Below are 26,936 nucleotides of genomic sequence, written 5' to 3' on the forward strand. Positions count from 1 at the left end.
CAGGGCGCTGGCACAGAAGATCAAGCTTTCGACCATCGCGGATGCGCTCGGCGTGTCCACGGCCACGGTCTCGCTGGCCTTGCGCGACAGCCCGCTGGTCGCCGGCGGCACCCGCGACCGCATCAAGGAACATGCCCGCGCCATCGGCTATATCTACAACCGCCGCGCCGCCAGCCTGCGCACCTCGCGCTCGGGCATAGTCGGCGTCGTCGTCCACGACATCATGAACCCGTTCTTTGCCGAGATATTGCGTTCGATAGAGAGCGAGCTCGACCGCAGCCGGCAAACCTTCATCCTGTCGAACCACTACGACCAGCTCGAGAAACAACGCACTTTCATCGACACGCTTCTGCAGCTCGGCGCTGACGGGGTCATCATGTCGCCGGCCATCGGCACGCCGCCCGAAGACATATTCATGGCCGAGGAGAACGGTCTCCCGGCAGTGCTGATTGCACGCACCGTCGAAGGTGCCGACGTGCCGGTGTTTCGCGGCGACGATGCCTATGGCACCGGGCTTGCCACCAACCATCTGATCTCGCTTGGCCACAAGCGCATCGCAATGATCGGCGGTACCGATCAGACGTCGACCGGCCGCGACCGCTATCAGGGATATGTCAACGCCATGGAGGCGGCGGGGCTTGAGGTCAGGCCGTCCTGGCGCATCGCCGGCCCGCGCACCAAGCAGGCCGGCTTCGAGGCTGCCGGGCAGTTCCTGGCGCTAAAGGACAGGCCGACCGCGGCCTGCTGCTGGAACGACCTCGTAGCCATCGGCCTGATGAACGGCATTGCCCGCGCCGGTCTGGTGCCGGGCATCGACATTTCGGTCACTGGTTATGACGACCTCGAGGAGGCGGCGATCGCGACGCCGGCGCTAACCACGGTCTGGAACGGCCAGCGTGAGGTTGGCCGCCGCGCTGCCAGCGCGCTGCTCGACAAACTCAACGGACAGACGGTGCGGCCGTCGCAGGAACTGATCAAGCCGGAACTGCATGTGCGCCAGTCGACCGGCAAACCGGTGGAACGTGCATGACAAAAACGGACCAGCAAGCTGTCACCATTCTGGTGCCGGGCCAGTTCAACGACCATGCGGTCGGCCGCATCGACGGGGCGTTCAGCCGCGTCCGGATCGAACGCGCCGATCCGTCGCTGGTCACCGACGAGATGCGCCTTACGGTGCGCGGCATAGCCGCCTTTGGTGGCATCAGCGCCGCGTTGATGGACGCGCTGCCAAAGCTCGAGATTATCGCCAATTTCGGCGTCGGCTATGATTCGGTCGATGTCCACCACGCCGCACGGCGCGGCATCATGGTCACCAACACACCGGATGTGCTGACCGAAGAGGTCGCCGATACGGCGCTCGGCCTGTTGATCAATACCATCCGCGAACTGCCGCGCGCCGAGGCGTGGCTGCGCAACGGAAGTTGGCTGCGCAACGGCAACTATCCGCTGAGCCGGCTGACTTTGCGCGGTCGCCATGTCGGTATCTTCGGCATGGGCCGCATCGGCCTCGCCATTGCCCACCGGCTCGATGCTTTCGGACTGCCCATCGCCTATCACAACCGGCGCCGCGTCGAAGGCCTGTCCTATGACTATCACCCGACGCTGAAAGGTCTCGCCGAGGCGGTCGACACACTGATCTCGGTGGCGCCCGGCGGGGCCTCGACGGACAAGGCCGTCAATGCCGAAATCCTCTCGGCTCTGGGGCCGAACGGCGTCTTCGTCAATATCGGCCGGGGCAGCACGGTCGACGAACCAGCTCTTGCCGCCGCACTTGCCAGCGGCAGCATCGCCGCTGCCGGGCTAGACGTTTTTGCCGACGAGCCGAACGTGTCTGCAGCGCTGCTTGCCGCGCCCAACACCTCGCTTTTGCCGCATGTCGGCTCGGCCTCGCAGCACACCCGCCGCGCCATGGCGGACCTGTGCGTCGACAATCTGGTCTCGTGGTTTTCGCAGCGCAAGGCGCTGACGCCGGTGCCGGAGACGGCAAACGTCAAGGCTAGGCCGTGACCGCCCTATTGTTAACTTCAGCTTAACCCTTCGGAATCATTCTGCCTCCTTGGCTAGTGTATGTCCCCTTGACAGCACGTGACGGCAAGATGAAGCGCGCCTCCTGATGACATCGAACACGGCGCGCTTGAAATGCGCGGAGAAACAGGATGAAAACGCTTCCCGCATTGATGGCGATTGCTGCGCTGCTAGGCGGCGTCCAGCTGTTTTACGCCGGTAGCGGTCAAAGCCGCGCAGCCAGTGAGCCAGCACCTTCGTCCAGCACCTACAGGCTGGTAGCCCATGGTGACGAGGCGTCTTGTGCAGTCACCCGCGGCGCCGAGATTTCGCAAGGCCTGTCGCTGTTGACGGTCGCCGCGAATTGCCGCCGGGTGTTGCCCGGTGTCGAGCAGGCGAAGTTCTGGCGAGAGCAGGATGACGGCACGGTCACATTCAGCGCCAACGGCACCGATCCGATCGTCATGTTCTCGGTCGCCGATGGCGACGGTTACGAATCCTACGCGCCGGCGCTGCCGCTGCTGACGCTGGCGTCGGCCGGCAACTGACGAGCGCTATTCTGCCGCGGCGCGCGCACCCGATTTCGCCGCCTGATGCAACCGCACCGCATCGCCGAAAGCGCGAAATATCTTTACCGAGATGCTGTCCGATTTGACCCAGTATTCGGGATGCCACTGGACGCCGACGGCGAAAGCCCGTGCATCGCGCACCGAGACCGCCTCGACAGTGCCGTCGGCGGCGACCGCTTCGACCTGCAGCTTTGGGCCAAGCCGGTCAACAGCCTGGCGATGCACCGAATTGACCATGATGTCGCCGGCGCCGAAGACCCCGGCCAGGCAACTGCCGGGTTTTATCGACACGCTCTGGCGGATGGCGAAGCGTTCGTCCTGATTGTCGCTTGCCGGCGCACGATGATCGAGCGAACCGGCGCGTTCCTGGATTTCAGTGGCCAGCGTGCCACCCAGCGCCACATTCATCTCCTGGATGCCGCGGCAGATCGCGAGCAGCGGTACTCCGCGCTCCACCGCCCTGCGGATCAGCGGCAGCGTGGTGGCGTCGCGGGCGGGGTCGTAGGGACCATTGGCTTCACTGACGTCACCGCCGTAGAGCGAGGGATGAACGTTGGACTTCGAACCGGTGACCATGACGCCGTCGACGGCGGAAAGCAGTTCATCGAAGTCGAGCCGATCGCCGAAGGACGGTACCAGCAGCGGGAACACGCCTGCCCCCGAAAGCGCTGCTTCAAGATATTGCTGCGGCGCGGCATGCCAGGTGTAATTGTCGAACTGGCGGACGTCGGTCGATATGGCGACGAGCGGCTGGTGCATTTGGTCCGGATCCCATCGGGTGCAACGAATTATCTGCCTGCAAAATAGGCGATCCGAAGGCGCATTTCCATGGCAAGTTTCGGCGTGTCGCGTAGGCCAGTTAATCGACCTTAGACTATAGTTGCAAGATCTGGCCCAACGCCGTGAATTTCCGCGAAATGCGCCACTCAAACCGGGCTGCCGCGCTGGACTCGACTCCTTGCCTGTGTATTGTCGGCTCGAAGCCGATGCGGGCGCCGAAGCGTCCCGAACGTCGGTCAGTTGATCCAAACGGGAGGAACTTCATGGATCGTCGTTCGTTCATCCGCAAGGCCGGCACCACCGGTTTCGGCGCTGCGGCCGCTGCCGCGACACTTGCTGCGCCGGCCATCGCCCAGTCCAATCCGAAAGTAACCTGGCGGCTGGCGTCTTCCTTCCCGAAGTCGCTCGATACGATCTACGGCGGTGCCGAAGTGTTTTCCAAGATGCTTTCGGAGGCGACCGACGGCAACTTCCAGGTCCAGGTCTTCGCCTCCGGCGAACTCGTTCCCGGCCTGCAGGCCGCCGATGCCACCACAGCCGGCACGGTCGAGGCCTGCCATACTGTGGCATACTATTACTGGGGCAAGGACCCGACCTGGGCGCTGGGAGCGGCGGTTCCGTTTTCGCTCAACGCGCGCGGCATCAACGCCTGGCACTATCATGGCGGGGGCATCGATCTGTTCAACGAGTTCCTGGCGACGCAGGGTCTGTTCGGGCTGCCGGGCGGCAATACCGGCGTGCAGATGGGCGGCTGGTTTCGCAAGGAGATCAAAACGGTTGCCGACCTTTCCGGCCTCAAGATGCGCATCGGCGGTTTTGCCGGCAAAGTGGTGCAAAGGCTCGGCGTGGTTCCGCAGCAGATCGCCGGTGGCGACATTTATCCGGCGCTGGAAAAGGGCACGATCGATGCCGCCGAATGGGTTGGCCCTTATGATGACGAGAAGCTCGGCTTCTACAAGGTTGCGCCCTATTACTACTATCCCGGCTGGTGGGAAGGTGGACCGACCGTCCATCTGATGTTCAACAAGGCGAAATACGACGAACTTTCGCCGGCTTACAAGTCGCTGGTGCACACTGCCGCCCAAGCGGCCGATGCCAACATGCTGCAGAAATACGACTACCTCAACCCGGCGGCGGTGAAGCGGCTGGTTGCCGGCGGCGCCAAGTTGAGTCCGTTCAGCCAGGAGATCATGGCCGCCTGCTTCGAAAAGGCCAACGAGGTCTATGCCGAGATGGAAGCCTCGAACGCGCCGTTCAAGAAGATCTGGGACTCGATCAAGGCGTTCCGCAAGGAGCATTATCTCTGGGCGCAGGTGGCCGAGTACAACTACGACACCTTCATGATGGTCCAGCAGCGCAACAGCAGGCTCTGAACCTTGCTGCTCTGCGGCGCCGGCGTTCCTTCGGGACGCTGGCGCCGCAGCGCATTCCGTTTGCGATCAGCCGGGCACCACCAGAACCTTGACCTCGCCTGGCGCAGGCGGATTGGCGATCACTGCAGCTGACTCTTCAAGCGTGACCTGCCGCGATATCAGCCGGTCTACCTCGATAGCCCCCGAAGCGATAAGATCGGCGGCCCGGCGATGGGTAAAGGGATTGAGGAAGGAGCCCAGGACCTTCAACTCGCGGAACAGCAGGTCGAACGGTTCGAACGCCGCTTTCATGCCTTGCGGCATAACGCCAACGACGACAATTGTGCCGCCTGCTTTGGCCAGCCGCATCGCCTGCTCAACAGTGTCTTTCACGCCGGCGCATTCGAACACCACGTCGACGCCGCCCGGCATCAAACCCGACCGGCCGACGATCGCATCGGTGACATCGAAGGCGCTGGGATCGACCGTCGCCGTTGCGCCAAGTTGCTCGGCAAGAGCCCGCCGCGAGGCCTGACGCGTCGACAGGATGATGGTCGTCGCACCGGCGAGCTTTGCCAGCTGAACGGTGAGCAGGCCGATCACGCCGCCGCCGAGCACCGCGACCGACGAGCTTGGTTTGATCGCGGCAAGGTCCACGCCATGCAGGCAGCAACCGAGCGGCTCGCAGAAAGCACCATGCGTAGGCTTCAGATCGCCTGGCAAGGCGAAGGCCTGTTTCTGCGGCAAGGCAACATATTCGGCAAAGCCGCCGTCGCGATGGATGCCGATGGCACGCAGATTGCTGCAGAGATTGACTCGGCCCGCCTGACAATGCGCACAGCGCCCGCAGGCAATATTGGGATCGCCGGTGACGCGGTCGCCGACCGAAAAGCCGGATACCTCAGGTCCGATCGCCTCGACGATGCCGGAGAATTCATGCCCGAGCGTCACCGGCGGCGTGCACGGGAATTCACCGTGGAAAAGATGCCTGTCGGTGCCGCAGACGCCGCACGCCTCGATCCGCACCAGCAGCTCGTCTGGCCCGGCGGTCGGTTTCTCGACCTCGCACACGGCGAGGCCGCCCACTCGCTCCAACCGAACCGCCTTCATGGCTGCAGGGCCTTCCTCAGTTGAAACTCGCCTCAGTTGAAACTCGGGGGTTGCGACAGATCGATTGCCGGTGCCGCCGGCTTAGCGGGCGGCTTTTCGTCGAAGCTCGGCGGCTGCGACAAATCCGGCGTGGAAGGTGAGGCAGGGGCAGTGCCGCCATTGGCCGGCGGCGTGCCAAGCGGCGACAAGCCGATGCCAGGCGTTTCCGGCACCTGGTAGTTGATGGTGCCCGGATCGACGACGGTGCCTTTGTAGTGCATCACCATCTGCGGGAAGGCGATGGTCAGGCCGATCATGATCACCTGGATACAGACGAAGGGTACTGCGCCCCAATAGATCTGCCCTGTGGTGACCGGCGCGATCTGCTTGCCGGTGACCCGGTCGAGATAGGGCACGCGCGCGGCGACCGAGCGCAGATAAAACAGCGCGAAGCCGAAGGGCGGATGCATGAAGGAGGTCTGCATGTTGACGCCTAAAAGCACGCCGAACCAGATCAGGTCGATGCCGAGCTTGTCGGCCGCCGGCGCCAAAAGCGGCACGATAATGAAGGCAAGCTCGAAAAAGTCGAGGAAGAAGGCGAGCACGAAGACGAGGATGTTGACGCCAATCAGGAAACCGACTTCACCGCCCGGCAGCGAGGTCAACAGGTGCTCGACCCAGATGTGGCCATTGACCCCGTAAAAGGTAAGCGAGAACACCCGCGCGCCGATCAGAATGAACAGAACGAAGGACGACAGCCTGGTCGTCGAGGCCAGCGCCTGCTTGACCACGTCGAGCGACAGCCGCCCCTTCATCGCCGCCATTGCCAGCGCGCCGACGGCGCCCATGGCGCCGCCTTCCGTCGGCGTGGCAATGCCGAGGAAGATGGTGCCCAGCACCAGGAAGATCAGCGCCAGCGGCGGGATCAGGACGATGATCACCTGCTGCGCCAGCCTCGACATCAGGTTGATCTTCAGGCGCTGGTCGACGATCGCCACGACATAGATGAAGATGACGCCAATAGTGGCGCCGAGGATATCGGCGTTGCCGCCATGGTTCGGCGCAAGGTAGCGATACGCCGCATAGGAAACCACCACCGCCGCCAGCACCGCCGCCAGCAGCGACAGCACGCCGTGGCCGAGCGTGCGGGCCTCCAGCGGCAGGGCCGGCATCGACTTCGGCCGGAAGATCGACATGAGCAGGATGTAGAGCATGTAGATGCCGGTCAAAATGAGCCCGGGGATCAGCGCTCCCTTGTACATATCGCCGACCGAGCGGCCGAGCTGGTCGGCCAGGACGATCAGCACCAGCGACGGCGGGATGATCTGGGCGAGGGTCCCGGACGCGGCAATGACGCCGGATGCCAGCCGCCGGTCGTAGCCGTAGCGCAGCATGATCGGCAGCGAAATCAGACCCATGGCAATGACGGAGGCCGCCACCACGCCGGTCGTCGCGGCGAGCAGCGCGCCGACGAAAATCACGGCATAGGCAAGGCCACCACGAACCGGTCCGAACAGCTGGCCGATCGTGTCGAGCAGGTCTTCGGCCATGCCGGATCGTTCGAGCACGATGCCCATGAAGGTGAAAAACGGGATCGCCAGCAGCGTATCGTTCGACATCACCCGGCTGCCATAGAAATTATCCGGCAACGCGTGCAGCAACGGCCAGGCGAGATTGATGGAGCCGCCCGAATAGGGCGACAGCAGCACGCCGATGAAGAAGAACATCAAGCCGTTGGCAGCGAGCGAGAAGGCGACGGGGTAGCCGATCAGCAGGAAGACGACCAGCGAGGCGAACATGATCGGCGCCATGTTCTGGGCGATGAACTCGATCACGAGCGCACCTCTTCGACGAGCGCCTTGGCTTCTAGCTCGGCCTGCTCATGCACCGATATGAACGGAGTGGGATCGTCCATCTGACCGCGCATGATGGCGATCTTCTTGATGATCTCGGAAATGCCCTGCAGCGCGAGCAGAAAAAAGCCGACCAGCAGAATCGCCTTCGCCGGCCAGATGATCAGCCCGCCAGAATTGTTCGACATCTCGCCGCTGCGATACGACAGCGACACATAGGGAACGAAATAGACGACCATCAACGTCACGAACGGCATCAGGAAGAAGACGTGACCGAAAAGGTCGATCCAGTGCTGCACGCGGCGCGAGAACATGCCGTAGACGATATCGATGCGGATATGGTCGTTCTGTTTCAGAGTGTAGGCGGCGGCCAGCATGAAGGCGGCGCCGAACAGATACCATTGCAATTCCAGCCAGGCGTTCGAGGACATGTCGAACACCTTGCGGATCACGGCGTTGGCGGCGCTTACCAGGATCGCCAGCAGGATCAGCCACGAAACCCATTTGCCGATGAATTCGTTCAAACGGTCAATGCCTCTGGAAAGAGCGAGAAGCCCTGCCATGCATTCCTCCCTTGTGTCGGAGCGCGCCGGTTCCCTGTCCGTCGCGTCGCTGTGGACCAACGGTATGCAGTGCGTGGTTCGGCGGGTCAACATCGGACAGCCCGCATAAACACAGTTGTGAGGTGGCCGCCGGCAAAATGCTGCCGCGTCCTTTGCATGTCCAAGGGGACATGTGGTTCATTCATCCAGCCAAAGTCGGATGCGGCTCAGGCGATCTTCTGTTGGTCGCGGCCGGAGCCGATCAGCACAAGCATAGCGACGAGGAACAGGTACATCCAGCCGTCCCGCCATTCGAGCGGGAAATAGCCGGACCATAGCGATTCGGCCATGCCGAAAGCGGCGGCGCCTAGTGCCGCCCGCAAAGGCGAGAGATAGCCGCCCACTGCGGTCACGAACAGGATTTTCAACCCGTAGACCAACCCTGTGCCGAAGCTGATGTTGCCGTAGTAGAAGGCGGCGAGCACGCCAGCCATTGCCGCGCAAAGGCCGCCGAAAAGCACCGCACGCCGAAACACCGCGCGGACATCGACGCCGCACATCGCAGCGGCCTTTGGATCGTCGGATACGGCACGCCAGCTTCGGCCGAAGCTGGAATGTGTGAACCCCCACGCAGCCAGCGAAATAGCCGCCAGGACGGCGGCGCAATCGAGCAACTGAATCAGTGTCAACGTCGCCTTGAAGCTGGCATTCTGCGCGAAGACGATGGTCTGGGCCAGCATTGGCGGCAACCATAGGTCATGGGTATCGGCGGCGATGCGGCTGGCTTCCGACAAGACCAGCAATATGCCGAGCGTGGTCACCACGATGGCGTTGGGCGAGCGGGCGGCCAGCGGTTCGAAGATGCTTCGCGACAGGACATGGCTGAGCAGCGCCGCATAAAGGAATGCCGCCACTACGCCGAGCGCGACCGATGCAAACAGCGTCAACCACAGCGCCTGATAGCCGAACGCCGCGGTGAGGATCATCGTATGCCCGCAAAAGGCGAACAGCGCGCCATAGGCAAGATTGGTGCGGTGCAGGATGCCGTTGGTCAGCACGTAGCCGAAGGCAAGCAATGCGTAGAGCGCGCCCGAATGCAGCCCGTTCAGAACCTGCTGGAAGAAATAGAGCATGCAAGACCCTCGATGCATGCCCCACAATCGGGGCGGGGCTTGAGACGACATTCTCGATACGGCGATCGCCTCACTGACGAGCGTTGCACCCGGAATCTAACTTGTCAAACGCGATTTATCGGTTAGATTCGCGATATGACAGTATCCTGGACTCCGCACCGCTTCACCGGTGGTATGCTGGCGCTCGACACGGCGAACACCGTCGTTTTGCGGAACGATCCGGAGGAAACTTTCGACCGTTTCGACGATCCGGCCGAGATCGCCCGCTTTGCGGAAGCCGCGAGTGGCTTTCGCGCCGCCGAGCTCGGCGGCAGGCGGCTCGTAGCGCCGGCGCCTGAAAAGATCGCACCGGTGGTGCTGTCGATTCGCGAGACGACCGATCGGCTGTTTCGCGGCGCGGTATCGAAAGGTGCGATCGACACCGCCGACATGCCTGAATTCCTGGAAGCCTGCGCCGATGGCCTCGCCCATGGCCACACCGAAATCGGCATGCCCGGAAAACCGTTCGGCGATCCGGCAACGCCGATCGCCTTCGAGGCGGCGCTTGCGGTCTCGGCGCTGTCGCTGCTGCGCAGCGACACCATCGCCAGGCTGAGGATATGTCCGAACTGCAGCTGGCTGTTTGTCGACAAAAGCCGCAATTCCAGCCGCCTCTGGTGCGATATGGCGGTGTGCGGCAACCGCCAGAAGGCAAACCGATACTATCGCCGCCGGACCGCGGCCAGGGAGGTCACCAATGCCTAAGAAATATTCGCGCGCGATGATCGTCGTCGCGGCGTTGTTCGCGGCGACCGCGCTCGGCGCCTGCCGTGATTCCGGCAAGGACCAGCTGTTCGCCATTTCCGGGAAGCTGTTCGAGTTCAACTACCGGCTGGGTATCGCCACCTACGTCATCACCCTCAATCCGCTGCGGCCGGTGGGTGAGGGGCAGGTCGCCGTGGTCTCCTTCCAGAACCCGGCCGGTGGTGATCCGATCATCGTCACCCAGAAAATATGGCCGAAGCTGCCGCATGTGACGCTCACCAGCCCGCCGCTCACCTGCGTTGTCAAGGACAAGCCCTATGCGGTGTCGATCCGCATCGAGGATTCCAGCGGCAGGTTGCTGCAGAGTTTCGAGACCACTCTGACGTCCTCGCTCGACCAGTCGGTCCTGCCCGACCGGCCCCTGGTGGTCGGGCCAGTCTACGAGCTCAACAAGGACTTGGCCGGCCATGTCGACGGCAAGCTGCCCGGTGAACCGAAGCCCAGTTGCCCAAAGGCTGCATGATGCGTCACCAGCGGCATCGACCGCCGCCGGAGTTTTCGTGCTCGGCCATCCTCCCCGACAGGCGTTTCGTGGCGCCACACGGCCGCGCACCGATCGTTTGTTGCGGACCGCCTGGCACCTTCGATTTCGTTTGACCTCCCCGGCAAGGGAAGAAAGACTGTAGGCACTCGACTCCGACGTTGGCCGTGCACCTCCTGGCACGGTCCCCGCACAGGAAACGCCTGATGACGCTGCACAACGTCGCGCTCGACGATAAGTTCGACCTGGCAAAGGAGCGCATCTTCCTGTCGGGCGCCCAGGCAGTCATCCGCATGCTTCTGATGCAGCGCGAGCGCGACCGCCGGGCTGGCCTGAACACCGCCGGTTTCGTCTCCGGCTATCGTGGCTCGCCGCTCGGCGGCCTCGACATGCAGCTGTGGAAGGCCAGAAACCAGCTCGCGCAGTCGGACATCGTCTTCCAGCCCGGTCTCAACGAGGAGCTCGCCGCCACCGCGTGCTGGGGCTCGCAGCAGGCGGAATTGCTGGGCGAGGGTACCCATGACGGCGTTTTTTCGGTCTGGTACGGCAAGGGTCCGGGCGTCGACCGCTCCGGCGACGTGTTCCGCCACGCCAATCTCGCCGGGTCGTCGAAACATGGCGGCGTGTTAGCCCTGATGGGTGACGACCACATGGCCGAATCCTCGACCAACGCGCATGCCACCGAGTTCCTGTTCGTCGACACCATGGTGCCGATCCTCAATCCGGCCGGCGTCCAGGAGATCATCGACTACGGCCTCTACGGCTTTGCCATGTCGCGTTTTGCCGGCACCTGGGCGGCGATCAAATGCGTCAAGGACAACATCGAATCGACGGCCTCGGTCGATGCCGCGCTCGACCGGCTAGATATCGTCGTCCCGGACTTCGACATGCCGCCCGGCGGCCTCAACATCCGTAACGAGATCGACATGCTCGGCCAGGAGGAGCGGTTGCATGAATACAAGCGCGCCGCAGCTTCCGCCTTCATCCACGCCAATGGGCTGAACCGGATCGTCTATTCGGGCGGCAGCAGCGCCAGGCTTGGCATCGTCACCATCGGCAAGAGTTATCTCGACGTTCGCCAGGCACTGGAGGATATCGGCATCGACGAAGCGGCCGCCAATCGTATCGGCATCAGGCTGTTCAAGGTCGGCTGCCCGTGGCCGCTCGACCTGCAGCACGTCGCCGACTTTGCTCGCGGCCTCGATACCATCGTCGTCGTCGAGGAGAAACGCTCGCTGATCGAGGTGCAACTGCGCGAGAACCTTTACGGCACCGCGACGCAGCCGGTCATCGTCGGCAAGAAGGACGAGCGCGGCGACTGGCTGTTCCCGGCCAAGGGCGCGCTCGACCCCAACGATATTGCCATCGCGCTCGGCGAGAGGATTTTGCGAACGATCGGCCCGTCGGAGGAAATCGCCGCGCGGGTGGCGAAGTTGCGCCAGTTCCAGGCGATGCTGGCCGACACGTCAGACATCGCCTCGCGCACGCCGTTCTTCTGCTCCGGCTGCCCACACAATTCCTCGACCAAGGTGCCGGACGGCTCGCTCGCCGCCGCCGGAATCGGCTGTCATTTCATGGCGTTGTGGATGGACCGCAATACGGTAGGCTTCACCGCCATGGGCGGCGAGGGCGCGCAGTGGGTCGGCCAGGCGCCGTTCTCGAAGCGCGAGCACATCTTCCAGAATCTGGGCGATGGCACCTACAACCACTCGGGCGTGCTGGCGATCCGCTTCGCGCTGTCGACCGACGCCAACATCACCTATAAGATCCTCTACAATGACGCCGTCGCGATGACCGGCGGGCAGCCGCACGAGGGCGGCCTGACGGTGGACATGATCGCAAGGCAGGTGCGCGCCGAGGGCGTCCAGAGCATCGCCATCGTCACCGACGAGCCGGACAAATATACCGGCAAGGTGGAATTTCCCGCCGGCGCCACTATCCATCACCGCGACGACCTCGATCTCGTTCAGCGCGAGTTGCGCTCGGTCAAAGGCGTCTCGGTGCTGCTCTACGACCAGACTTGCGCTGCCGAGAAGCGCCGTCGGCGCAAGCGCGGCACCTTCCCCGATCCCGACAAGCGTATCTTCATCAACGAGCTGGTCTGCGAAGGCTGCGGCGATTGCGGCGTGCAGTCGAATTGCGTCTCGATCCAGCCGGTCGAGACCGAATTCGGCCGCAAGCGCAAGATCGACCAGTCGAGCTGCAACAAGGACTTCTCTTGCGTCAACGGTTTCTGCCCCTCCTTCGTCACCGTTCACGGCGCCAAAATCCGGAAAGCCGAAGGCATAGCCGGCGCGGCCGACCCGCTCGCGGGGGTGCCGGCGCCGGCGCAATTTACGCTCGGTGAACAAGGCTGGGCGGCGATCATCGACGGTGTCGGCGGCACCGGCGTCGTCACCATAGGCGCGGTGCTAGGCATGGCCGCGCACCTGGAAGGCAAGGGCTGCGGCATGATCGACATGGCCGGCCTCGCCCAGAAGGGCGGCTCCGTGTTCACCCATGTCCGCATCGCCCGCACGCCGGACGACATCCACGCCATTCGGGTATCGGCCGGCAAGGCCGACCTCGTGCTTGGCTGCGATCTCGTCGTTTCGGGTGCCAAGAAGGTGCTGGCCGCGGTGCGCGAAGGCCATACCATCTTCCTCGCCAACACCGCCGAGATCATGCCGGGCGAGTTCGCCCGTTCGGCCGATTTCTCGCTGCCCGTCGAGCGGCTGAAGAAAGCGATAAGAACGGCCGCAGGCGACGACAAGGCGCATTTCTTCGACGCCACCCGCACCGCCACCGCGCTGTTCGGCAGCTCGCTTGGCGCCAACATGTTCATGCTCGGCTTCGCCTTCCAGCATGGCGGCCTGCCGCTGTCGGCGGAGGCGGTCGAGAAGGCGATCGAGCTCAACGGCGAGGCGGTGGCGATGAATGTCGCGGCATTTCGCTGGGGCCGCCGCGCCGCCCACCAGCCGGATTTCGTCCGCGGCCTTCTCGCCCAGCCGGGTAAGGCCACGCAGCCTGCCGCCACCCCCGAGACGCTGGACGATATGATCTCCCGCCGCGTCGCCTCCCTGACCGCCTATCAGAACGCCGCCTATGGCAAGCGCTATGCCGACAGACTGGCGGCGCTGCGCAAGGCCGAAACCGATGCTGTGCCCGGCTCGACCGTGGTGACCGAGGCTGCCGCAAAGAACCTGTTCAAGCTGATGGCGATCAAGGACGAATACGAGGTGGCGCGGCTTTATACGGACGGCTCCTTTGCCGCAGAGCTCGCAAAGCAGTTCGAGAGCTACGGCAAGCTTGAATTCCATCTCGCACCGCCGATCATGGGCAGGCGCGGCAGTGACGGGAAGCCGAAGAAATCGAGCTTTGGCCCGTGGATGATGAACGGGTTCCGCCTGCTGGCGGCGATGAGGGGGCTGCGCGGCACCGCTTTCGACCTGTTCGGCTACAGCGCCGAGAGGCGTATGGAGCGGCAGCTTCTTGCCCTCTATGAAGCCGACCTGGAGCTTGTCGCCGGCGCGCTGGCGCCGGGCAAGATCGAGGCCGCTGCCGCGCTTGTTTCGGTACCGGCGCTCATCCGCGGCTTTGGCCACGTCAAGCAGGCCAGTGCCGAAAAAGCCGCCGGCGAACGCCAGCGCCTGCTCGACCGCCTCTCGACGGCGCCGCTGCGGCCGCAACTTCAAGCCGCCGAATAATTCCGCGCTCTGACACCCCTTGTTTACCTGAACTGTAGTTTCCCTGCTTCCGCAGCGTCACCAATGGATGCCGGCAGGGCTCGAAACGCCGCTCTAAACCTTTCTTAAGGCCAATGTGACACTGCTGGGTTTCCCAGGGTTGGGTCCAGGCGTGCATCTGAGACGAAAAAACGAGATTCCGGTCGACGTTTACATTCCGTTCGTGGAAACGCTGTTTCGCGACGGCGTGACGCTTTCGATCGGCATTGTCGCGCAGAGCTTCCTGATTGGCCTTGTCTGGTGGAAAAGCGGCGACCCGCTTTATCTGCTTGTCGCTATCACGATGGTTCTTGTCGGCATCTTCCGGATGAGAAACTTCCGGAAATACAACAGCTTGCCCCCGCCGACGACCTGGGAAGAGGCGCACAAGCGCGAGAACGACTATATCCTCTACGGGTCCTTGCACGGGCTCACGCTTGGCGCGTTCTGCCTGCTTGGCATCTATTTTGCGCGCGACAATTTCGCTGAGATCGCCTCCGTCTGCCTGACGCTGGCCACGGCCACCTCCATTGCCGGGCGCAACTATGGCTCTCCGCGCATGGTCACTATTCTCACGCTTGCCTTGACGTGGCCAATCTCGTTGGGGTTCCTTCTGCGTGGCGACATTTACCACATCCTTCTCGGGCTCCTGTCTGCGCCGTTCCTGTTTGCGATCCGCAAATTCGCCAACACTGTCCGCGATGTACTTTTCGCCGCTGTCTCGGAAGAAAAAAAGGCGAATCGCATTGCGCAACGTTTCAACCGTGCGCTCAACACCATGTCGCATGGCCTTGTCATGCTCGGTCCCGACGGCCGGGTGGCGGTGGCCAATGCCGAAGCCGCGAACCTGATGTCGCTCAAATCGGCCGATGCGCTGCTCGGCCGCTCTATCCACGGTCTGCTGATGCGTGGGGTTGCCGGCGGCATGCTGGCGCCGAAGGATTGCCGCTACATCGAAGCCCAGCTGACGCGTGCGTTGCGCGAGGGCCGCGACCGAAAGGTCCTGGTCTCGCTCGCCAACGGCCAGCACTATGAATTTTCGGCGCGCGAGGGCAGCCAGGAACTGGGCGTCGTCACTTTCGAGGATGTGACCGCCCGCGTCGAGGCGGAAGACAAGATCCGCTTCATGGCGCGTTACGACAGTCTCACCGGTCTGCCCAACCGCGCCTATTTCCATGAGTTGGTGATGGAAGCCATGGCCTCGGGCGATCCAGACCGTCTCTGCGGGCTTGCCGTGCTTGACCTCGATGATTTCAAGAGCGTCAATGATACGCTCGGCCATCCGGTCGGCGACGGTTTGATCTACGCGGTTGCCGAGCGGCTGGCCGCGGTCGCCGGGCCAGGCATCACCGTCAGCCGCTTCGGTGGCGACGAGTTCATGATCTTCTTCGAGCGCATCGAGGATGAGAGCCACCTGACCGGCCAGATCGACGAGATCTTCGTTGACCTGCAGGGCGAGGTCGATGTCGCCGGCCACGGATTACGCATCCAGGCCAGCGGCGGCGCGGTGCTGTCGCGGGTCAAGGATACCGACGTCGACGCCATGATCGTCAAGGCCGACCTTGCACTCTACAAGGCCAAGGAGCTTGGCAAGAACGGTTGGCGGCTGTTCGAGGCTTCGATGGATGCTGCCTTCCGCAGCCGTCAGCTGATGAAGGCGGACCTGCGCAGCGCCGTGGAAAACAACGAATTGCGGGTGGTCTATCAGCCGATCGTGGCGATGAGCACGATGCGTATCGCCAGTTGCGAAGCGCTGTGCCGCTGGGATCATCCCGATCTCGGGCCGATTTCCCCCGGTATCTTTATTCCGCTGGCGGAGGAAATGGGGATTATTTCCGACATCAGCACCTTCGTCCTGCATGCGGCCTGCAAGGAATGCGCCAAATGGCCGGCCCAAACCAGCGTCTCGGTCAATCTCTCGGCCAAGGATTTTCGTAACCGCGACGTCATCCAGAAGGTTCGCGAGGCGCTTGCCGGTTCCGGTCTGCCGGCCGGCCGCCTCGAGATCGAGGTCACCGAGACGGCGCTGCTCGACGACAAGTCGCTGACACGCCAATATATCGAGGAGTTGAAGCGGCTCGGCGTGCGCATTGCGCTCGACGATTTCGGTACCGGCTATTCGAGCCTCAGCTATCTCCACAAACTACCGCTCGACAAAATCAAGATCGATCGCTCGTTCCTGATCGACGTCACCCAGAACAGCCGGTCGCTCGAATTGCTCAAGGGCATCGTCAACCTGTCGCGACCGCTGGGACTTTCAGTCACCGTCGAAGGTGTCGAGACCTTCGAACAGCTCAAGATCCTGGCATTGCAGGTCAAGCCGGACCTGGTCCAGGGCTTTCTGTTCGGATCTGCGCTCAGCGCGTCCGGCATCGAGACCATGTCGAGCACGGTTTGGCCTTTCGCCAAGGATATTAAGACAGCAAGGAAGGCGACGCGACGCTGACTTCGCGCTGAAAAACCGCGCATTTTAGTATAATTGTATTAATTATTAACCTTAACGAACGGTAAACGACCTCCTGCTTATTTTCAGCTTTACATCTCATGACCCGTCCGTAGTGTCGGCTGGTGGCGGTAATCGCGGGGAATAGAGTTCATGTGTGCCCAGTTGAGTTCGCTCGGCCATGCGGCGGGCGCTGGTGGGAAAGATGCGTCCGAGACCATATCCAGCTTCGCCAGGAATATTTCGGCGATGCTGGAGCGGACGGAATACCGCCGTTGCGACAAGGGCGAGGATCTCGAAGACATCTATCGCCTACGCTACAAGTCGTACCGTTCCAACGATATGGTTCCCGACAACGAGAACCACACCATTCACGACGAACTCGACGAGGTGCCTAACGTCTTCCGGTTCGGTGTCTATATCGACCAGGAACTCGTCAGCACGCTGCGTATTCATCACGTCACGCTGTCGACGCCAAGATCGCCTTCCACCAAGGCTTTTGGTGACATCGTAATGCCGATGCTGGGGGAGGGCATGAGCTTCATCTGCCCCAGTCGGTTCGCCTCCGACCCGGAATGGTCGCGCGTCTATCCGCAGATACCTTATCTCACGTTGCGGCTCGCCGGCATGGCATGTTTTCACTTCAACGCGCCCTATTGTCTTTCGACCATTCGCGAGGATCACGCCGGCTTCTACAAGCGGATCTACTATGCCGAGAAGATCAGCGAGCCTCGTGCCTACCCTGGCGTCTATAACAAGGTCGTGCTCTACCGCGCCGACGTCGGCGCCATCCGCGAGCGGTCGCTATCGCGCTTTCCGTTCTTCCGTTCGACGCCGATGGAGCAGCGCATGTTGTTCGATAAGCCCGGTGCCGGCGAACTCGCGCCGCTGACCATCCTGCCCACCGCCAAGTATTTTCGCGAAGCCGCCTGAACGAGCCCATGGAGCCTTCCGATCGCTTCGGCGTTCTGGGCAAGGGTGCTGGTGGTAGGTCGGCATGGCCGACATCCATCACGCACCGCTTCGATAGCGATCCGATCAAAGGAACCGATATGACCATTTCCACGCTCGCCCTTACCCCGCTTATCTCGCTGATTGCAGGCGTGCTGATCCTGGTGATGCCGCGGCTGCTCAATTATATCGTCGCCCTTTATCTGATCGTTGTCGGCCTGCTCGGGCTGTTCCCCCATCTCGCCGGCTGACGACATCGGCAATAGCGGACCTGCCATCCATTGTGATTGGTATCGCCGCGCTCCGCGCAGAGATTTCAAGTTTTGCTTGAGATTGTTGGCTGCCGCGATGCGGCAATAGCGCCATTGCCCTTAACGCGGCTTTTCGCTATGTGCCTGAAAGATGTCTTCGAAGGGGTATTCCAATGGCTGAACACACGCCGACCGGTCCTGTCGAACTGGGCGCGAAGATGGACTATGCCGAGCACGACCGCACCTATGCCGGCTTTGTGATGCTGGCCAAATATGGGTCGCTATTTTGCGCCGCCGTGCTTCTTGCCATGGCGTTCGGCTTCTTTGTGGGCGGCTTCTTCTCGGCGACTATCCTGTTCGTGCTGATCCTGGCCATCGGCGCTTTTATTCTCCGATAACTCCTCCAACCTTTGTCGAAGGCGCCGCCGCGGACGGTCGGTGTCTTGCGGTAACAGGGTTCCGGCCGAAAGGATCGTGCGGTGGGACAGACGGTTTTCATCCCTCGTGAGCTCGACGCAAACGAGCCTCGCGTCGCGGCCTCGCCCGATACGGTGAAGCGGCTGGCAGCGCTGGGTTTCAACGTAATCGTGGAAACCGGCGCCGGCACGGCGTCGCGCATTCCCGACGAGGAGTTTGCCAAGGCGGGCGCCGCGATTGGCAAAGCCGGCGATGCCGCCAAGGCCGACGTGGTGCTAAAGGTGCGCCGCCCCATGGACGTCGAGCTGAAGGGCTACAAGTCCGGCGCCGCTGTCATCGCGATCATGGATCCCTACGGCAACGATGCTGCCGTCGCAGCCCTTGCCAGGGCCGGTGTTACTGCCTTCTCCATGGAGTTCATGCCGCGCATCACCCGGGCGCAATCGATGGACGTTCTATCCAGCCAGGCCAACCTCGCCGGCTACCAGGCGGTGATCGATGCGGCTGCCGAATATGACCGGGCGCTGCCGATGATGATGACGGCGGCTGGCACGGTGCCGGCTGCGAAGGCGTTCGTCATGGGCGTCGGCGTCGCCGGTCTGCAGGCCATCGCCACCGCGCGCCGCCTCGGCGCCGTGGTCACCGCCACCGACGTGCGCCCGGCCGCCAAGGAGCAGGTCGCCTCGCTCGGCGCAAAATTCCTGGCCGTCGAGGACGAGGAGTTCAAGGCGGCTGAGACGGCTGGCGGCTACGCCAAGGAAATGTCGAAGGAGTACCAGGCCAAGCAGGCGGCGCTGACCGCCGAGCACATCGCCAAGCAGGACATCGTCATCACCACGGCGCTCATCCCCGGCCGGCCAGCGCCGAAGCTGGTTTCGGCGGCGATGGTCGCCTCGATGAAACCCGGCTCCGTGATCGTCGACCTCGCGGTCGAGCGCGGCGGCAATGTCGAGAGCGCCGTGCCCGGGAAGGTGGTGACCACCGCCAACGGGGTAAAGATCGTCGGCCATCTCAACGTTCCCGGTCGCGTCGCCGCCTCGGCCTCGCTTCTCTATGCCAGGAATCTCTATGCCTTCCTCGAGACGCTGGTCGATAAGGCGACGAAGACGCTTGCCATCAACCGCGACGACGAGCTGGTCAAGGCAACCATGCTGACCGATGCCGGCAAGGTCGTGCATCCCGCGTTCGTCAGGGCTGAACAGGAGTCACCAAAGGGCCAACATGTCGAACCACCGGCCATTCCGGCGAGGACGATGGTTGCCGAGGCTTCGGCGAAGCCGGCTGCGAAGAGACCAGCCGCTTCGAGGAAGCCCAAGACCACCGGAGGGATCGCGTGATGGATCAGACTCTGCAGAAAGCCCTCGACCAGCTCGACCAGGCGACAGCTGCCGTGCGGCTCGCGGTTCAGAACCTGGCGGCCGCGCCCGGCACCGAAGCGGCGGGTGACGCCGCTCACGCGCTGTCCGGCGGTGCCATCGATCCCTTCGTCTTCCGCTTCGCCATCTTCGTGCTGGCGATCTTCGTCGGCTACTACGTCGTCTGGTCGGTGACGCCGGCGCTGCACACGCCATTGATGGCCGTCACCAACGCCATTTCCTCCGTCATCGTAGTCGGCGCGTTGCTGGCCGTCGGCATCTCGGCCTCGGGCATCGCCACCGGCTTCGGCTTCGTTGCGCTGATGCTGGTATCGGTCAACATCTTCGGCGGCTTCCTCGTCACCCAGCGCATGCTGGCTATGTACAAGAAGAAGGAAAAGTAGGCCGCTATGAACGCCAACTTCGCTTCCTTTCTCTATCTGGTCTCCGGCATCCTGTTCATCCTGGCATTGCGCGGCCTGTCGCATCCGACCACCAGCCGCCAGGGCAACATGTACGGCATGGTCGGCATGGGCATTGCCATCGCCACGACGCTGGCTCTGGCCACCCCTTCCGCCGGTCGCTTCGCGCTGATCGTGCTCGGGCTGCTGATCGGCGGCTCGGTGGGTGCGGTCACGGCACGGCGCATCGCCATGACCTCGATGCCGCAGCTGGTCGCCGCCTTTCACTCGCTGGTCGGTCTTGCTGCGGTCATGGTGGCGGCCGCCGCCATCTATGCACCGGAAAGCTTCGGCATCGGCACCGTCGCCGATATTCATGCCCAGGCGCTGATCGAGATGAGCCTCGGCGTTGCCATTGGCGCGATCACCTTCACCGGCTCGGTCATCGCCTTCTTGAAGCTCGACGGCCGCATGTCGGGCAAGCCGATCATGATCGGTGGCCGCCACTTTATCAACGCGGCGCTGGGCATTGCGCTGATCGTGCTGCTCGTGCTGCTCGTCACCAGCGAGTCCAAGCTGGTGTTCTGGCTGATCGTTGCCGGCTCGCTGGTGCTGGGCGTCCTTCTCATCATCCCGATCGGCGGCGCCGATATGCCGGTGGTGGTGTCGATGCTGAATTCCTATTCCGGCTGGGCCGCCGCCGCACTCGGTTTCACGCTCGGCAATCTGGCGCTGATCATCACCGGCGCTCTGGTCGGTTCATCGGGCGCCATCCTGTCCTACATCATGTGCAAAGGCATGAACCGGAGCTTCATCTCGGTCATCCTCGGCGGCTTCGGCGGGGAGACATCAGCCATTGCCAACGACGGCATCGAGCGCACGGTCAAGCAGGGCTCGGCCGAGGATGCCGCCTATCTGATGATGAATGCGCAAAAGGTCATCATCGTGCCCGGCTACGGCATGGCCGTCGCCCAGGCGCAGCACGCGCTGCGCGAGATGGCCGATAAGCTCAAGGCCAACGGCGTCGACGTCAAATACGCCATCCACCCGGTTGCCGGCCGCATGCCCGGCCACATGAACGTGCTCTTGGCCGAAGCCAACGTGCCTTATGACGAAGTGTTCGAGCTGGAGGACATCAACTCTGAGTTCGCGCAGGCCGACGTTGCCTATGTCATCGGCGCCAACGACGTCACCAATCCCTCGGCTCGTGACGACAAATCCTCACCGATCTACGGCATGCCAATCCTCGACGTCGACAAGGCGCGCACTTGCCTGTTCGTCAAGCGCTCGCTTGGCTCCGGCTATGCCGGCATCGACAACACGCTGTTCTACAAGGACGGCACCATGATGCTGCTCGGCGACGCCAAGAAGATGACCGAGGAGATCGTCAAGGCCATGGATCACTGAAAAGGCCTCGTTGCCAATTCACTGCCGATCGTCGAATACGGCCCGGCTCTGCGCCGGGCTTTTTCTTGGCTGTTACCGGTTCTGAAGCTACGATGCCGACCCGTCGTCTTGCAAACGGCGTCATCGTGGAGGTGCTGGTGCCCGACCCTGGTTCTGCTGCATCGCCGGCCGCCGATCTGACCGCAGCAGAGAAGGCGCCACGCAAGCGCAGCCAGGCGGTAGTGGTCGTGCACGGCATGGGCGAGCAGCGGCCCATGGACACGTTGAGGGAGTTTGTCCAGGCCGTATGGAGCCACGATCCGGCCCGTGCACCGTTCTATGCCCATGTCGCCGATCCGGCCGACCCGATGGGTGCGAAGATCAACCAGAGCTGGATCACGCCCGACAGCCGGACCAATTCGCACGAACTCCGCCGGATCACCACGCCCTATGATGTCGATGGCCGCCGCACCGATTTCTACGAGCTTTACTGGGCCGACATCACCCAGGGCACGACCCGAAGCCGCCTTGCTGCCTGGGTGACGACCCTGCTCTGGCGCAAGCCCGCCGATATTCCGCGCGATGTGCGCAAACTCTACGTCATCACGCTTTTGGCCACCATCGTCGTCCTCGGCGCGGCGCTGGCGCTCGCAACGTCGACCTGGCAAGGCTACATCTCCTGGACGACCGGTGTGCTTGTCACGGTTCTGGCGTCGTTCGTCATCTGGTCGGTGGACCAGTTTGGCTTGCCTTATTTCGGCGACGTCGCCGCCTATGTACGGGCCGAAGCGGCAACGGTCGAGAAACGGGCGCTTGTCCGCGAGCGTGGCCTCAAGCTGCTGAAGCGTCTCATGATGGACGATGCCTATGACCGCATGGTGCTGGTCTCGCACAGCCTCGGGTCGATCATCGCCTATGATCTGTTGCAGATCTTGTGGGCCGATTTCAGGCCTAGAAAGCTGGAAGCCATTCGCGACAAAGCGCGGCTGAAGGCGATCCACGCCGTCGACAAGGCGACGCTGGCCGCCGATGCCTCCGCCTGGCCCGACAGCCTCGATGACCTCCCCGCATTCCGGCGCAGCCAATGGGAGCTCTATCGGCAGCTTCGCGTCGGCGACGCCTATCATCCGCTGCCGTGGAAGATCAGCGATTTCGTCACGCTCGGCAGTCCGCTGACCCACAGCGAGTTCCTGGTGACCTACAACCTCGCCGAATTCAGGCGCGGCATCGCCGAGCGCCTGTTTTCGGCATGCCCACCGATCGCCGACAGGGCGGCGGGCGGGACCATGCTCTACCAGGAAGGGCGCAGCCATTCCGGCAAGCCGCAGCGGGCGGTGCATCATGGCGCGGTGTTTGCCGCAACGCGCTGGACCAATATTTTCGACAGGGGCAATGGCTGGCTGACCGGCGACCCGATCTCAGGGCGGATGACGGAAAACTTTGGTCCCGGCGTGGAAAACATCCAGGTCGAGCTGCGCGGCTCGCTTGGCCGCGTCTTCACGCACAGGCTCTATTGGTCGCTGACGGCGAGCGGCGTCGAGGTCAACGCGCCGGCCGGCGCACAGCCGCGCTCGCACCTTGCCGTGCTGCGCGATGCAGTCGATCTCGGCCGCAAGCTGGGGGACTGAGCTATCGGCGGCGAGCAGCGCCCGACAATGCTGCGCCGGAGTTCAAGGCAAGGGTCCCCTTCGGGCGTAATCTTCCCGAAGCGGACCGAGTTCGCCTAGTCCGATCAACGATTGGTCAGGAAAATTGCTTCCTCGTCGTCGCGCTGCCTGCCGCCAAGTGCTGCAGCCGCACTGGCAATGAAGGCGCCGATGACCAGCGACAGCGCGCCAATCAGCGAGAAGGTGGCGCCTGCCTTTCTGGCGGTGTCGGCCGCCTGCTGGGCCTTGACCTTGGCCTCCTGCGCTCTGGCGATTACTGCATCGACGCGAGCGGTGGCATCCGCTTCGGACAGGCCTGTACGGGCGGCCACCAGCCGCGACAGATAGGTCTTGTCGTCGGCCGATATTTCGCCTGCTGCGGCACTCGCGATCAGAATGCGCGATGCCTGCGCCGTTGCCGCGGCGTCGCTCTCCGAGTTGGCGGCAGCGAGCCTTGCCGGATCGGCCGGGCGGAACAGCGTATCGACGAAATACGACGTGGTGTCGTTAGTCGAGGCGCCACCAGCGTTTGCAGCGGCACCTGCCGAAGCGCCCATTGCCGCGCCCGATGCCACAGTCGAAGCAGCCTGGACACCGGTACCTATCGCGGCGGAAAGCGCCGTGCCGAGCACGCCGGCGACGAGCAGCGTCGCCAGCGCCCAAGCCAGGAAACCGTGAGCGGTATCGCGGAAGAAGACCTCATCGGTGTGGATGCCGACCCATTTGGTGCGCAGGCGTCCAGCGAGGTAGCCGCCCAGGGCCGACGACAGCCACTGCACGACGATCAGCCAGACGGCGGTGGAAACGGCGAAAGTGGTGACTGACGCACCCGAGCCGGACCATGGCGACACCATGCTCAGCCCAAGCCCGGAGCCGAGCAGCATCAAGATGAAGGTAAGCGTCGACGCAGCAAAGGCGCCGGCGACGATTGGCCCCCAGCTGACAGCGGGGGAAGCGGATTCCGTCGGTGCGGAAACGTCGGCGCTCGTTAGGGTGGACGGCATCGAAGCCCCCTACCTTGCAAACAGCATGATCAGAATAATGATCGGAATCGGGACTCCGAGAAGCCAGAGCAAAATGCCACGTCCCATGGATGCCTCCTGCGGCGATTGTGATCAACTACAATGCCTTGAAAGCCTTTCCGTTCCGGTGGTCCTGCTGATCTCTGTTGCTTGCAACAATCGGCATCGGTGCGCCAAGGCGCACCAATGCACCTCATGCCTGCTGGCTGGGGATCTGAGATCGTGGCTCAGATGTCCAGATTGGCGACCGACAGCGCGTTTTCCTGGATGAATTCGCGCCTGGGCTCGACCTCGTCGCCCATCAGCCGCGAAAACAAGCTGTCCGCATCCGTTGCGTCATTGACCTTGACCTGCAAGAGCGAGCGCACATTCGGGTCAAGCGTCGTTTCCCAAAGCTGCTCGGCGTTCATTTCGCCAAGGCCCTTGTAGCGCTGCATGGTGAGGCCCTTGCGGCCGGTGGCAAACACGGCATTGAGCAGTGCCAGCGGCCCCGAAATGGTTTCCGAGACATCCTTGCGGCGCAGCACCGGCGGCTCGCCATAGATTTCCGCCAGACGCGGCGCATAGCGGTCGAGCTGGCGTGCGTCGGCGGAATTGATCAGCGCCAGGTCGAGATGTGCGAACTCCTTGACGCTGCGCACCGTTCGCTCGAAGACATAGCCGCCGATGCCCTCGTTCGAGGTCGACATGCGGCCGATCCAGCCGCGCTCGGTATCCTCGGCGATAATGTCGAGACGGCGGGCAACACGCTCGGCCGTCTCATTGGCGCGGCGGAGGTCGGTGAAGATCTCCGGGTTGAGCGCGCCGGCAATCGCTGCCTGCTCGACCACGCCTCTGTTATAGCGCGTGTGCAATCCGTTGATGAGCTGGCGGACAGCCAAGGCGTCGTCGATGGCACTGCGCAGGTCCTGCCCGGCCCGCACCTCGCCCGTGCTGAGCGCAAGCGACGCTTCTTCCAGTCCGGAGCCGATCAGGAATTCCTCGAAGGCAGCTTCGTCCTTGATGTATTGCGAGCTCTTCCCGCGCGTCACCTTGTAGAGCGGCGGCTGCGCGATGTAGAGATGACCACGTTCGATCAGTTCCGGCATCTGGCGGAAGAAGAAGGTCAGCAGCAAGGTGCGGATGTGGGCGCCGTCGACATCGGCGTCGGTCATCAGGATGATCTTGTGGTAGCGCAGCTTGTCGGCATTGAACTCGTCCTTGCCGATCGAGGTGCCGAGCGCAGTGATCAGCGTGCCGATCATGTCGGAGCCGAGCATGCGGTCGAAGCGCGCGCGCTCGACATTGAGGATCTTGCCGCGCAGCGGAAGAATGGCCTGGTTCTGGCGCGAACGGCCGCCCTTGGCCGACCCGCCGGCGCTGTCGCCCTCGACGATGAAGATCTCCGATTTTGCCGGATCGCGCTCCTGGCAATCGGCCAGCTTGCCGGGCAGCGAGGTGACGCCGAGCGAACTCTTGCGGGTAATGTCGCGTGCCTTGCGCGCGGCTTCACGCGCGGCGGCGGCCTGGATGACCTTCTCGATGACCGCCTTGCCCTCGGTCGGGTGCTCTTCGAGCCAGGTGCCGAGCGCTTCGTTGACCAGCCCTTCGACCACCGGACGGACCTCGGACGACACCAGCTTGTCCTTGGTCTGCGAGGAGAATTTCGGGTCGGGAACCTTGACCGACAGCACCGCCGTCAGCCCTTCACGGCAATCGTCGCCGATCAGCGCCACCTTTTCCTTCTTGGTCAGGCCCGAAGAGTCGCCATAGCCGGTTATCTGGCGTGTCAGCGCACCGCGAAAGCCTGCCAGATGCGTGCCGCCGTCGCGTTGCGGGATGTTATTGGTGAAGGCCAGCACGTTCTCGTGGTAGCTGTCGTTCCACCACATGGCGACTTCGACCGTGATGCCGTCGCGCTCGGCGCGGATCGATATCGGCTTGTCGAGCAACGGCTTTTTCGTCCGGTCGAGATATCGGACGAACTCTTCGAGGCCGCCATCGTAGTGCAATTCATGGCGCACGATGTCGGCATGGCGGGCATCGGTCAAAACGATGCGCACGCCGGAGTTCAGGAAGGCGAGCTCGCGCAGCCGATGCTCCAGCGTACCGTAGTCGAATTCGACCATGGTGAAGGTTTCGGACGACGGCAAAAACGTGATTTCGCTGCCGCTGCGGCCTTCATAGGTGCCGGGGAGCTTGTCTTGTTCATAACTGCCGGTGACGCGCAGCGGCGCGTCGGCATTGCCATGCGTGAAGCTCATCTCGTAGATATGGCCGTTGCGGCGGATCTTCAGTTTCAGCCAGGCCGACAGTGCGTTGACGACCGACACGCCGACGCCGTGGAGGCCGCCCGACACCTTGTAGGAGTTCTGGTCGAACTTGCCGCCGGCATGCAGCTGCGTCATGATCACTTCGGCCGCCGAAATGCCTTCGCCGGTGTGGATATCGGTCGGAATGCCGCGGCCATTGTCGATGACCGTCACCGATCCGTCCGGATTGAGCGTCACCGTCACCAGGTCGGCATGGCCGGCCAGGGCTTCGTCGATGGCGTTGTCGACGACTTCATAGACCATGTGGTGCAGGCCCGAGCCGTCGTCGGTATCGCCGATATACATGCCCGGCCGCTTGCGAACGGCATCCAAGCCCTTCAAAACTTTGATGGAATCGGCGCCGTATTCGGCTTCAACGCCGTTGGCGATGTCGGTCTGTTCGCTCATGAAAACCTGTCTGATTGATGCCGTGTGGAGAGCGCGAAAAATCGGCTTCGAATC

General features: G+C 63.0%; 22 protein-coding genes. 15 read left to right on the forward strand and 7 right to left on the reverse strand.

The window, feature by feature from the left end; translation table 11 throughout:
- The first annotated feature begins 7 nt into the window (after positions 1–7).
- The 3 genes from NMG46_RS01885 (at position 8) to NMG46_RS01895 (ending at position 2,552) form a co-directional block, all read left to right on the forward strand.
- Complete coding sequence (locus NMG46_RS01885; RefSeq protein ID WP_254816382.1) at positions 8–1,030, forward strand: LacI family DNA-binding transcriptional regulator; 1,023 nt, start codon at positions 8–10, stop codon at positions 1,028–1,030.
- The gene (locus tag NMG46_RS01890; RefSeq protein WP_254816032.1) at positions 1,027–2,007 is read left to right on the forward strand and encodes a 2-hydroxyacid dehydrogenase; all 981 of its coding nucleotides are present in this window, start codon (positions 1,027–1,029) and stop codon (positions 2,005–2,007) included. The genes NMG46_RS01885 and NMG46_RS01890 overlap by 4 nt, the downstream gene beginning before the upstream one ends.
- 149 nt (positions 2,008–2,156) lie before the next feature.
- Complete coding sequence (locus NMG46_RS01895) at positions 2,157–2,552, forward strand: hypothetical protein (protein WP_254816033.1); 396 nt, start codon at positions 2,157–2,159, stop codon at positions 2,550–2,552.
- A 6-nt stretch (positions 2,553–2,558) separates the two neighbouring features.
- On the opposite strand, the gene NMG46_RS01900 is transcribed toward NMG46_RS01895, so the two are convergent.
- Positions 2,559–3,332 carry a gamma-glutamyl-gamma-aminobutyrate hydrolase family protein gene (locus NMG46_RS01900; protein WP_254816034.1) on the reverse strand — a complete coding sequence of 258 codons (774 nt, stop codon included), beginning with the start codon at positions 3,330–3,332 and terminating at the stop codon, positions 2,559–2,561.
- A gap of 284 nt (positions 3,333–3,616) precedes the next feature.
- On the opposite strand from NMG46_RS01900, the gene NMG46_RS01905 reads away from it, so the two are divergent.
- On the forward strand, positions 3,617–4,726 hold the full coding sequence (locus NMG46_RS01905; RefSeq protein WP_254816035.1) for a TRAP transporter substrate-binding protein: 1,110 nt from the start codon (positions 3,617–3,619) through the stop codon (positions 4,724–4,726).
- A 66-nt stretch (positions 4,727–4,792) separates the two neighbouring features.
- Here the strand turns inward: NMG46_RS01905 and NMG46_RS01910 are convergent, their stop codons facing one another.
- From NMG46_RS01910 to NMG46_RS01925, 4 genes are all read right to left on the reverse strand, one after another.
- Positions 4,793–5,815: a zinc-dependent alcohol dehydrogenase family protein gene (locus tag NMG46_RS01910; protein WP_254816036.1), complete on the reverse strand. Its 1,023-nt coding sequence runs from the start codon at positions 5,813–5,815 to the stop codon at positions 4,793–4,795.
- Between the two features lie 32 nt (positions 5,816–5,847).
- On the reverse strand, positions 5,848–7,626 hold the full coding sequence (locus NMG46_RS01915; RefSeq protein WP_254816383.1) for a TRAP transporter large permease subunit: 1,779 nt from the start codon (positions 7,624–7,626) through the stop codon (positions 5,848–5,850).
- Positions 7,626–8,210, reverse strand: a complete 585-nt coding sequence (locus NMG46_RS01920; RefSeq protein ID WP_254816037.1) for a TRAP transporter small permease subunit — start codon at positions 8,208–8,210, stop codon at positions 7,626–7,628. The genes NMG46_RS01915 and NMG46_RS01920 overlap by 1 nt, the downstream gene beginning before the upstream one ends.
- Positions 8,211–8,416: 206 nt before the next feature.
- Positions 8,417–9,322, reverse strand: coding sequence for a branched-chain amino acid ABC transporter permease (locus NMG46_RS01925; RefSeq protein ID WP_254816038.1), 906 nt, complete (start codon positions 9,320–9,322; stop codon positions 8,417–8,419).
- Positions 9,323–9,457: 135 nt separating this feature from the next.
- Between NMG46_RS01925 and NMG46_RS01930 the strand changes: the two genes are divergently transcribed.
- From NMG46_RS01930 to NMG46_RS01980, 11 genes are all read left to right on the forward strand, one after another.
- Positions 9,458–10,066: a CGNR zinc finger domain-containing protein gene (locus NMG46_RS01930; RefSeq protein WP_254816039.1), complete on the forward strand. Its 609-nt coding sequence runs from the start codon at positions 9,458–9,460 to the stop codon at positions 10,064–10,066.
- On the forward strand, positions 10,059–10,589 hold the full coding sequence (locus NMG46_RS01935) for a hypothetical protein (protein WP_254816040.1): 531 nt from the start codon (positions 10,059–10,061) through the stop codon (positions 10,587–10,589). Before NMG46_RS01930 ends, NMG46_RS01935 begins: the two co-directional genes overlap by 8 nt.
- A 224-nt stretch (positions 10,590–10,813) precedes the next feature.
- On the forward strand, positions 10,814–14,293 hold the full coding sequence (locus tag NMG46_RS01940) for an indolepyruvate ferredoxin oxidoreductase family protein (RefSeq protein WP_254816041.1): 3,480 nt from the start codon (positions 10,814–10,816) through the stop codon (positions 14,291–14,293).
- A 151-nt stretch (positions 14,294–14,444) separates the two neighbouring features.
- Positions 14,445–16,757, forward strand: a complete 2,313-nt coding sequence (locus tag NMG46_RS01945) for an EAL domain-containing protein (RefSeq protein ID WP_254816042.1) — start codon at positions 14,445–14,447, stop codon at positions 16,755–16,757.
- Between the two features lie 150 nt (positions 16,758–16,907).
- Positions 16,908–17,687, forward strand: coding sequence for a hypothetical protein (locus tag NMG46_RS01950; protein WP_254816043.1), 780 nt, complete (start codon positions 16,908–16,910; stop codon positions 17,685–17,687).
- Between the two features lie 119 nt (positions 17,688–17,806).
- Positions 17,807–17,956: a DUF3096 domain-containing protein gene (locus NMG46_RS01955; protein WP_013528205.1), complete on the forward strand. Its 150-nt coding sequence runs from the start codon at positions 17,807–17,809 to the stop codon at positions 17,954–17,956.
- A gap of 173 nt (positions 17,957–18,129) precedes the next feature.
- The gene (locus NMG46_RS01960; RefSeq protein ID WP_254816044.1) at positions 18,130–18,354 is read left to right on the forward strand and encodes an aa3-type cytochrome c oxidase subunit IV; all 225 of its coding nucleotides are present in this window, start codon (positions 18,130–18,132) and stop codon (positions 18,352–18,354) included.
- Between the two features lie 81 nt (positions 18,355–18,435).
- On the forward strand, positions 18,436–19,710 hold the full coding sequence (locus tag NMG46_RS01965; RefSeq protein ID WP_254816045.1) for a Re/Si-specific NAD(P)(+) transhydrogenase subunit alpha: 1,275 nt from the start codon (positions 18,436–18,438) through the stop codon (positions 19,708–19,710).
- Complete coding sequence (locus NMG46_RS01970; RefSeq protein ID WP_254816046.1) at positions 19,707–20,132, forward strand: NAD(P) transhydrogenase subunit alpha; 426 nt, start codon at positions 19,707–19,709, stop codon at positions 20,130–20,132. Before NMG46_RS01965 ends, NMG46_RS01970 begins: the two co-directional genes overlap by 4 nt.
- Before the next feature lie 6 nt (positions 20,133–20,138).
- Positions 20,139–21,536, forward strand: coding sequence for an NAD(P)(+) transhydrogenase (Re/Si-specific) subunit beta (locus NMG46_RS01975; RefSeq protein ID WP_254816047.1), 1,398 nt, complete (start codon positions 20,139–20,141; stop codon positions 21,534–21,536).
- A gap of 92 nt (positions 21,537–21,628) precedes the next feature.
- Positions 21,629–23,143 (forward strand): hypothetical protein, encoded by a 1,515-nt coding sequence (locus NMG46_RS01980; RefSeq protein WP_254816048.1) that lies wholly within the window; start codon positions 21,629–21,631, stop codon positions 23,141–23,143.
- Between the two features lie 104 nt (positions 23,144–23,247).
- Here NMG46_RS01980 and NMG46_RS01985 read toward each other — a convergent pair whose 3' ends face one another.
- Both NMG46_RS01985 and gyrB read right to left on the reverse strand, forming a co-directional pair.
- Positions 23,248–24,165, reverse strand: coding sequence for a hypothetical protein (locus tag NMG46_RS01985; RefSeq protein ID WP_254816049.1), 918 nt, complete (start codon positions 24,163–24,165; stop codon positions 23,248–23,250).
- Between the two features lie 245 nt (positions 24,166–24,410).
- The gene (gyrB, locus tag NMG46_RS01990) at positions 24,411–26,882 is read right to left on the reverse strand and encodes a DNA topoisomerase (ATP-hydrolyzing) subunit B (protein ID WP_254816050.1); all 2,472 of its coding nucleotides are present in this window, start codon (positions 26,880–26,882) and stop codon (positions 24,411–24,413) included.
- Between the last annotated feature and the right edge of the window lie 54 nt (positions 26,883–26,936).

The organism is Mesorhizobium sp. LMG 17147 (genome assembly GCF_024297145.1).
Classification (GTDB): Bacteria; Pseudomonadota; Alphaproteobacteria; order Rhizobiales; family Rhizobiaceae; genus Mesorhizobium.

Coding starts and splice junctions, on each gene's coding strand:
- NMG46_RS01980 (WP_254816048.1), top strand. CDS start 21,629: ATGCCGACCCGTCGTCTTGCAAACGGCGTCATCGTGGAGGTGCTGGTG.
- NMG46_RS01940 (WP_254816041.1), top strand. CDS start 10,814: ATGACGCTGCACAACGTCGCGCTCGACGATAAGTTCGACCTGGCAAAG.
- NMG46_RS01955 (WP_013528205.1), top strand. CDS start 17,807: ATGACCATTTCCACGCTCGCCCTTACCCCGCTTATCTCGCTGATTGCA.
- NMG46_RS01910 (WP_254816036.1), bottom strand. CDS start 5,815: ATGAAGGCGGTTCGGTTGGAGCGAGTGGGCGGCCTCGCCGTGTGCGAG.
- NMG46_RS01920 (WP_254816037.1), bottom strand. CDS start 8,210: ATGGCAGGGCTTCTCGCTCTTTCCAGAGGCATTGACCGTTTGAACGAA.
- gyrB (WP_254816050.1), bottom strand. CDS start 26,882: ATGAGCGAACAGACCGACATCGCCAACGGCGTTGAAGCCGAATACGGC.
- NMG46_RS01905 (WP_254816035.1), top strand. CDS start 3,617: ATGGATCGTCGTTCGTTCATCCGCAAGGCCGGCACCACCGGTTTCGGC.
- NMG46_RS01975 (WP_254816047.1), top strand. CDS start 20,139: ATGAACGCCAACTTCGCTTCCTTTCTCTATCTGGTCTCCGGCATCCTG.
- NMG46_RS01985 (WP_254816049.1), bottom strand. CDS start 24,165: ATGCCGTCCACCCTAACGAGCGCCGACGTTTCCGCACCGACGGAATCC.
- NMG46_RS01960 (WP_254816044.1), top strand. CDS start 18,130: ATGGCTGAACACACGCCGACCGGTCCTGTCGAACTGGGCGCGAAGATG.
- NMG46_RS01930 (WP_254816039.1), top strand. CDS start 9,458: ATGACAGTATCCTGGACTCCGCACCGCTTCACCGGTGGTATGCTGGCG.
- NMG46_RS01925 (WP_254816038.1), bottom strand. CDS start 9,322: ATGCTCTATTTCTTCCAGCAGGTTCTGAACGGGCTGCATTCGGGCGCG.
- NMG46_RS01950 (WP_254816043.1), top strand. CDS start 16,908: ATGTGTGCCCAGTTGAGTTCGCTCGGCCATGCGGCGGGCGCTGGTGGG.
- NMG46_RS01935 (WP_254816040.1), top strand. CDS start 10,059: ATGCCTAAGAAATATTCGCGCGCGATGATCGTCGTCGCGGCGTTGTTC.
- NMG46_RS01900 (WP_254816034.1), bottom strand. CDS start 3,332: ATGCACCAGCCGCTCGTCGCCATATCGACCGACGTCCGCCAGTTCGAC.
- NMG46_RS01895 (WP_254816033.1), top strand. CDS start 2,157: ATGAAAACGCTTCCCGCATTGATGGCGATTGCTGCGCTGCTAGGCGGC.
- NMG46_RS01890 (WP_254816032.1), top strand. CDS start 1,027: ATGACAAAAACGGACCAGCAAGCTGTCACCATTCTGGTGCCGGGCCAG.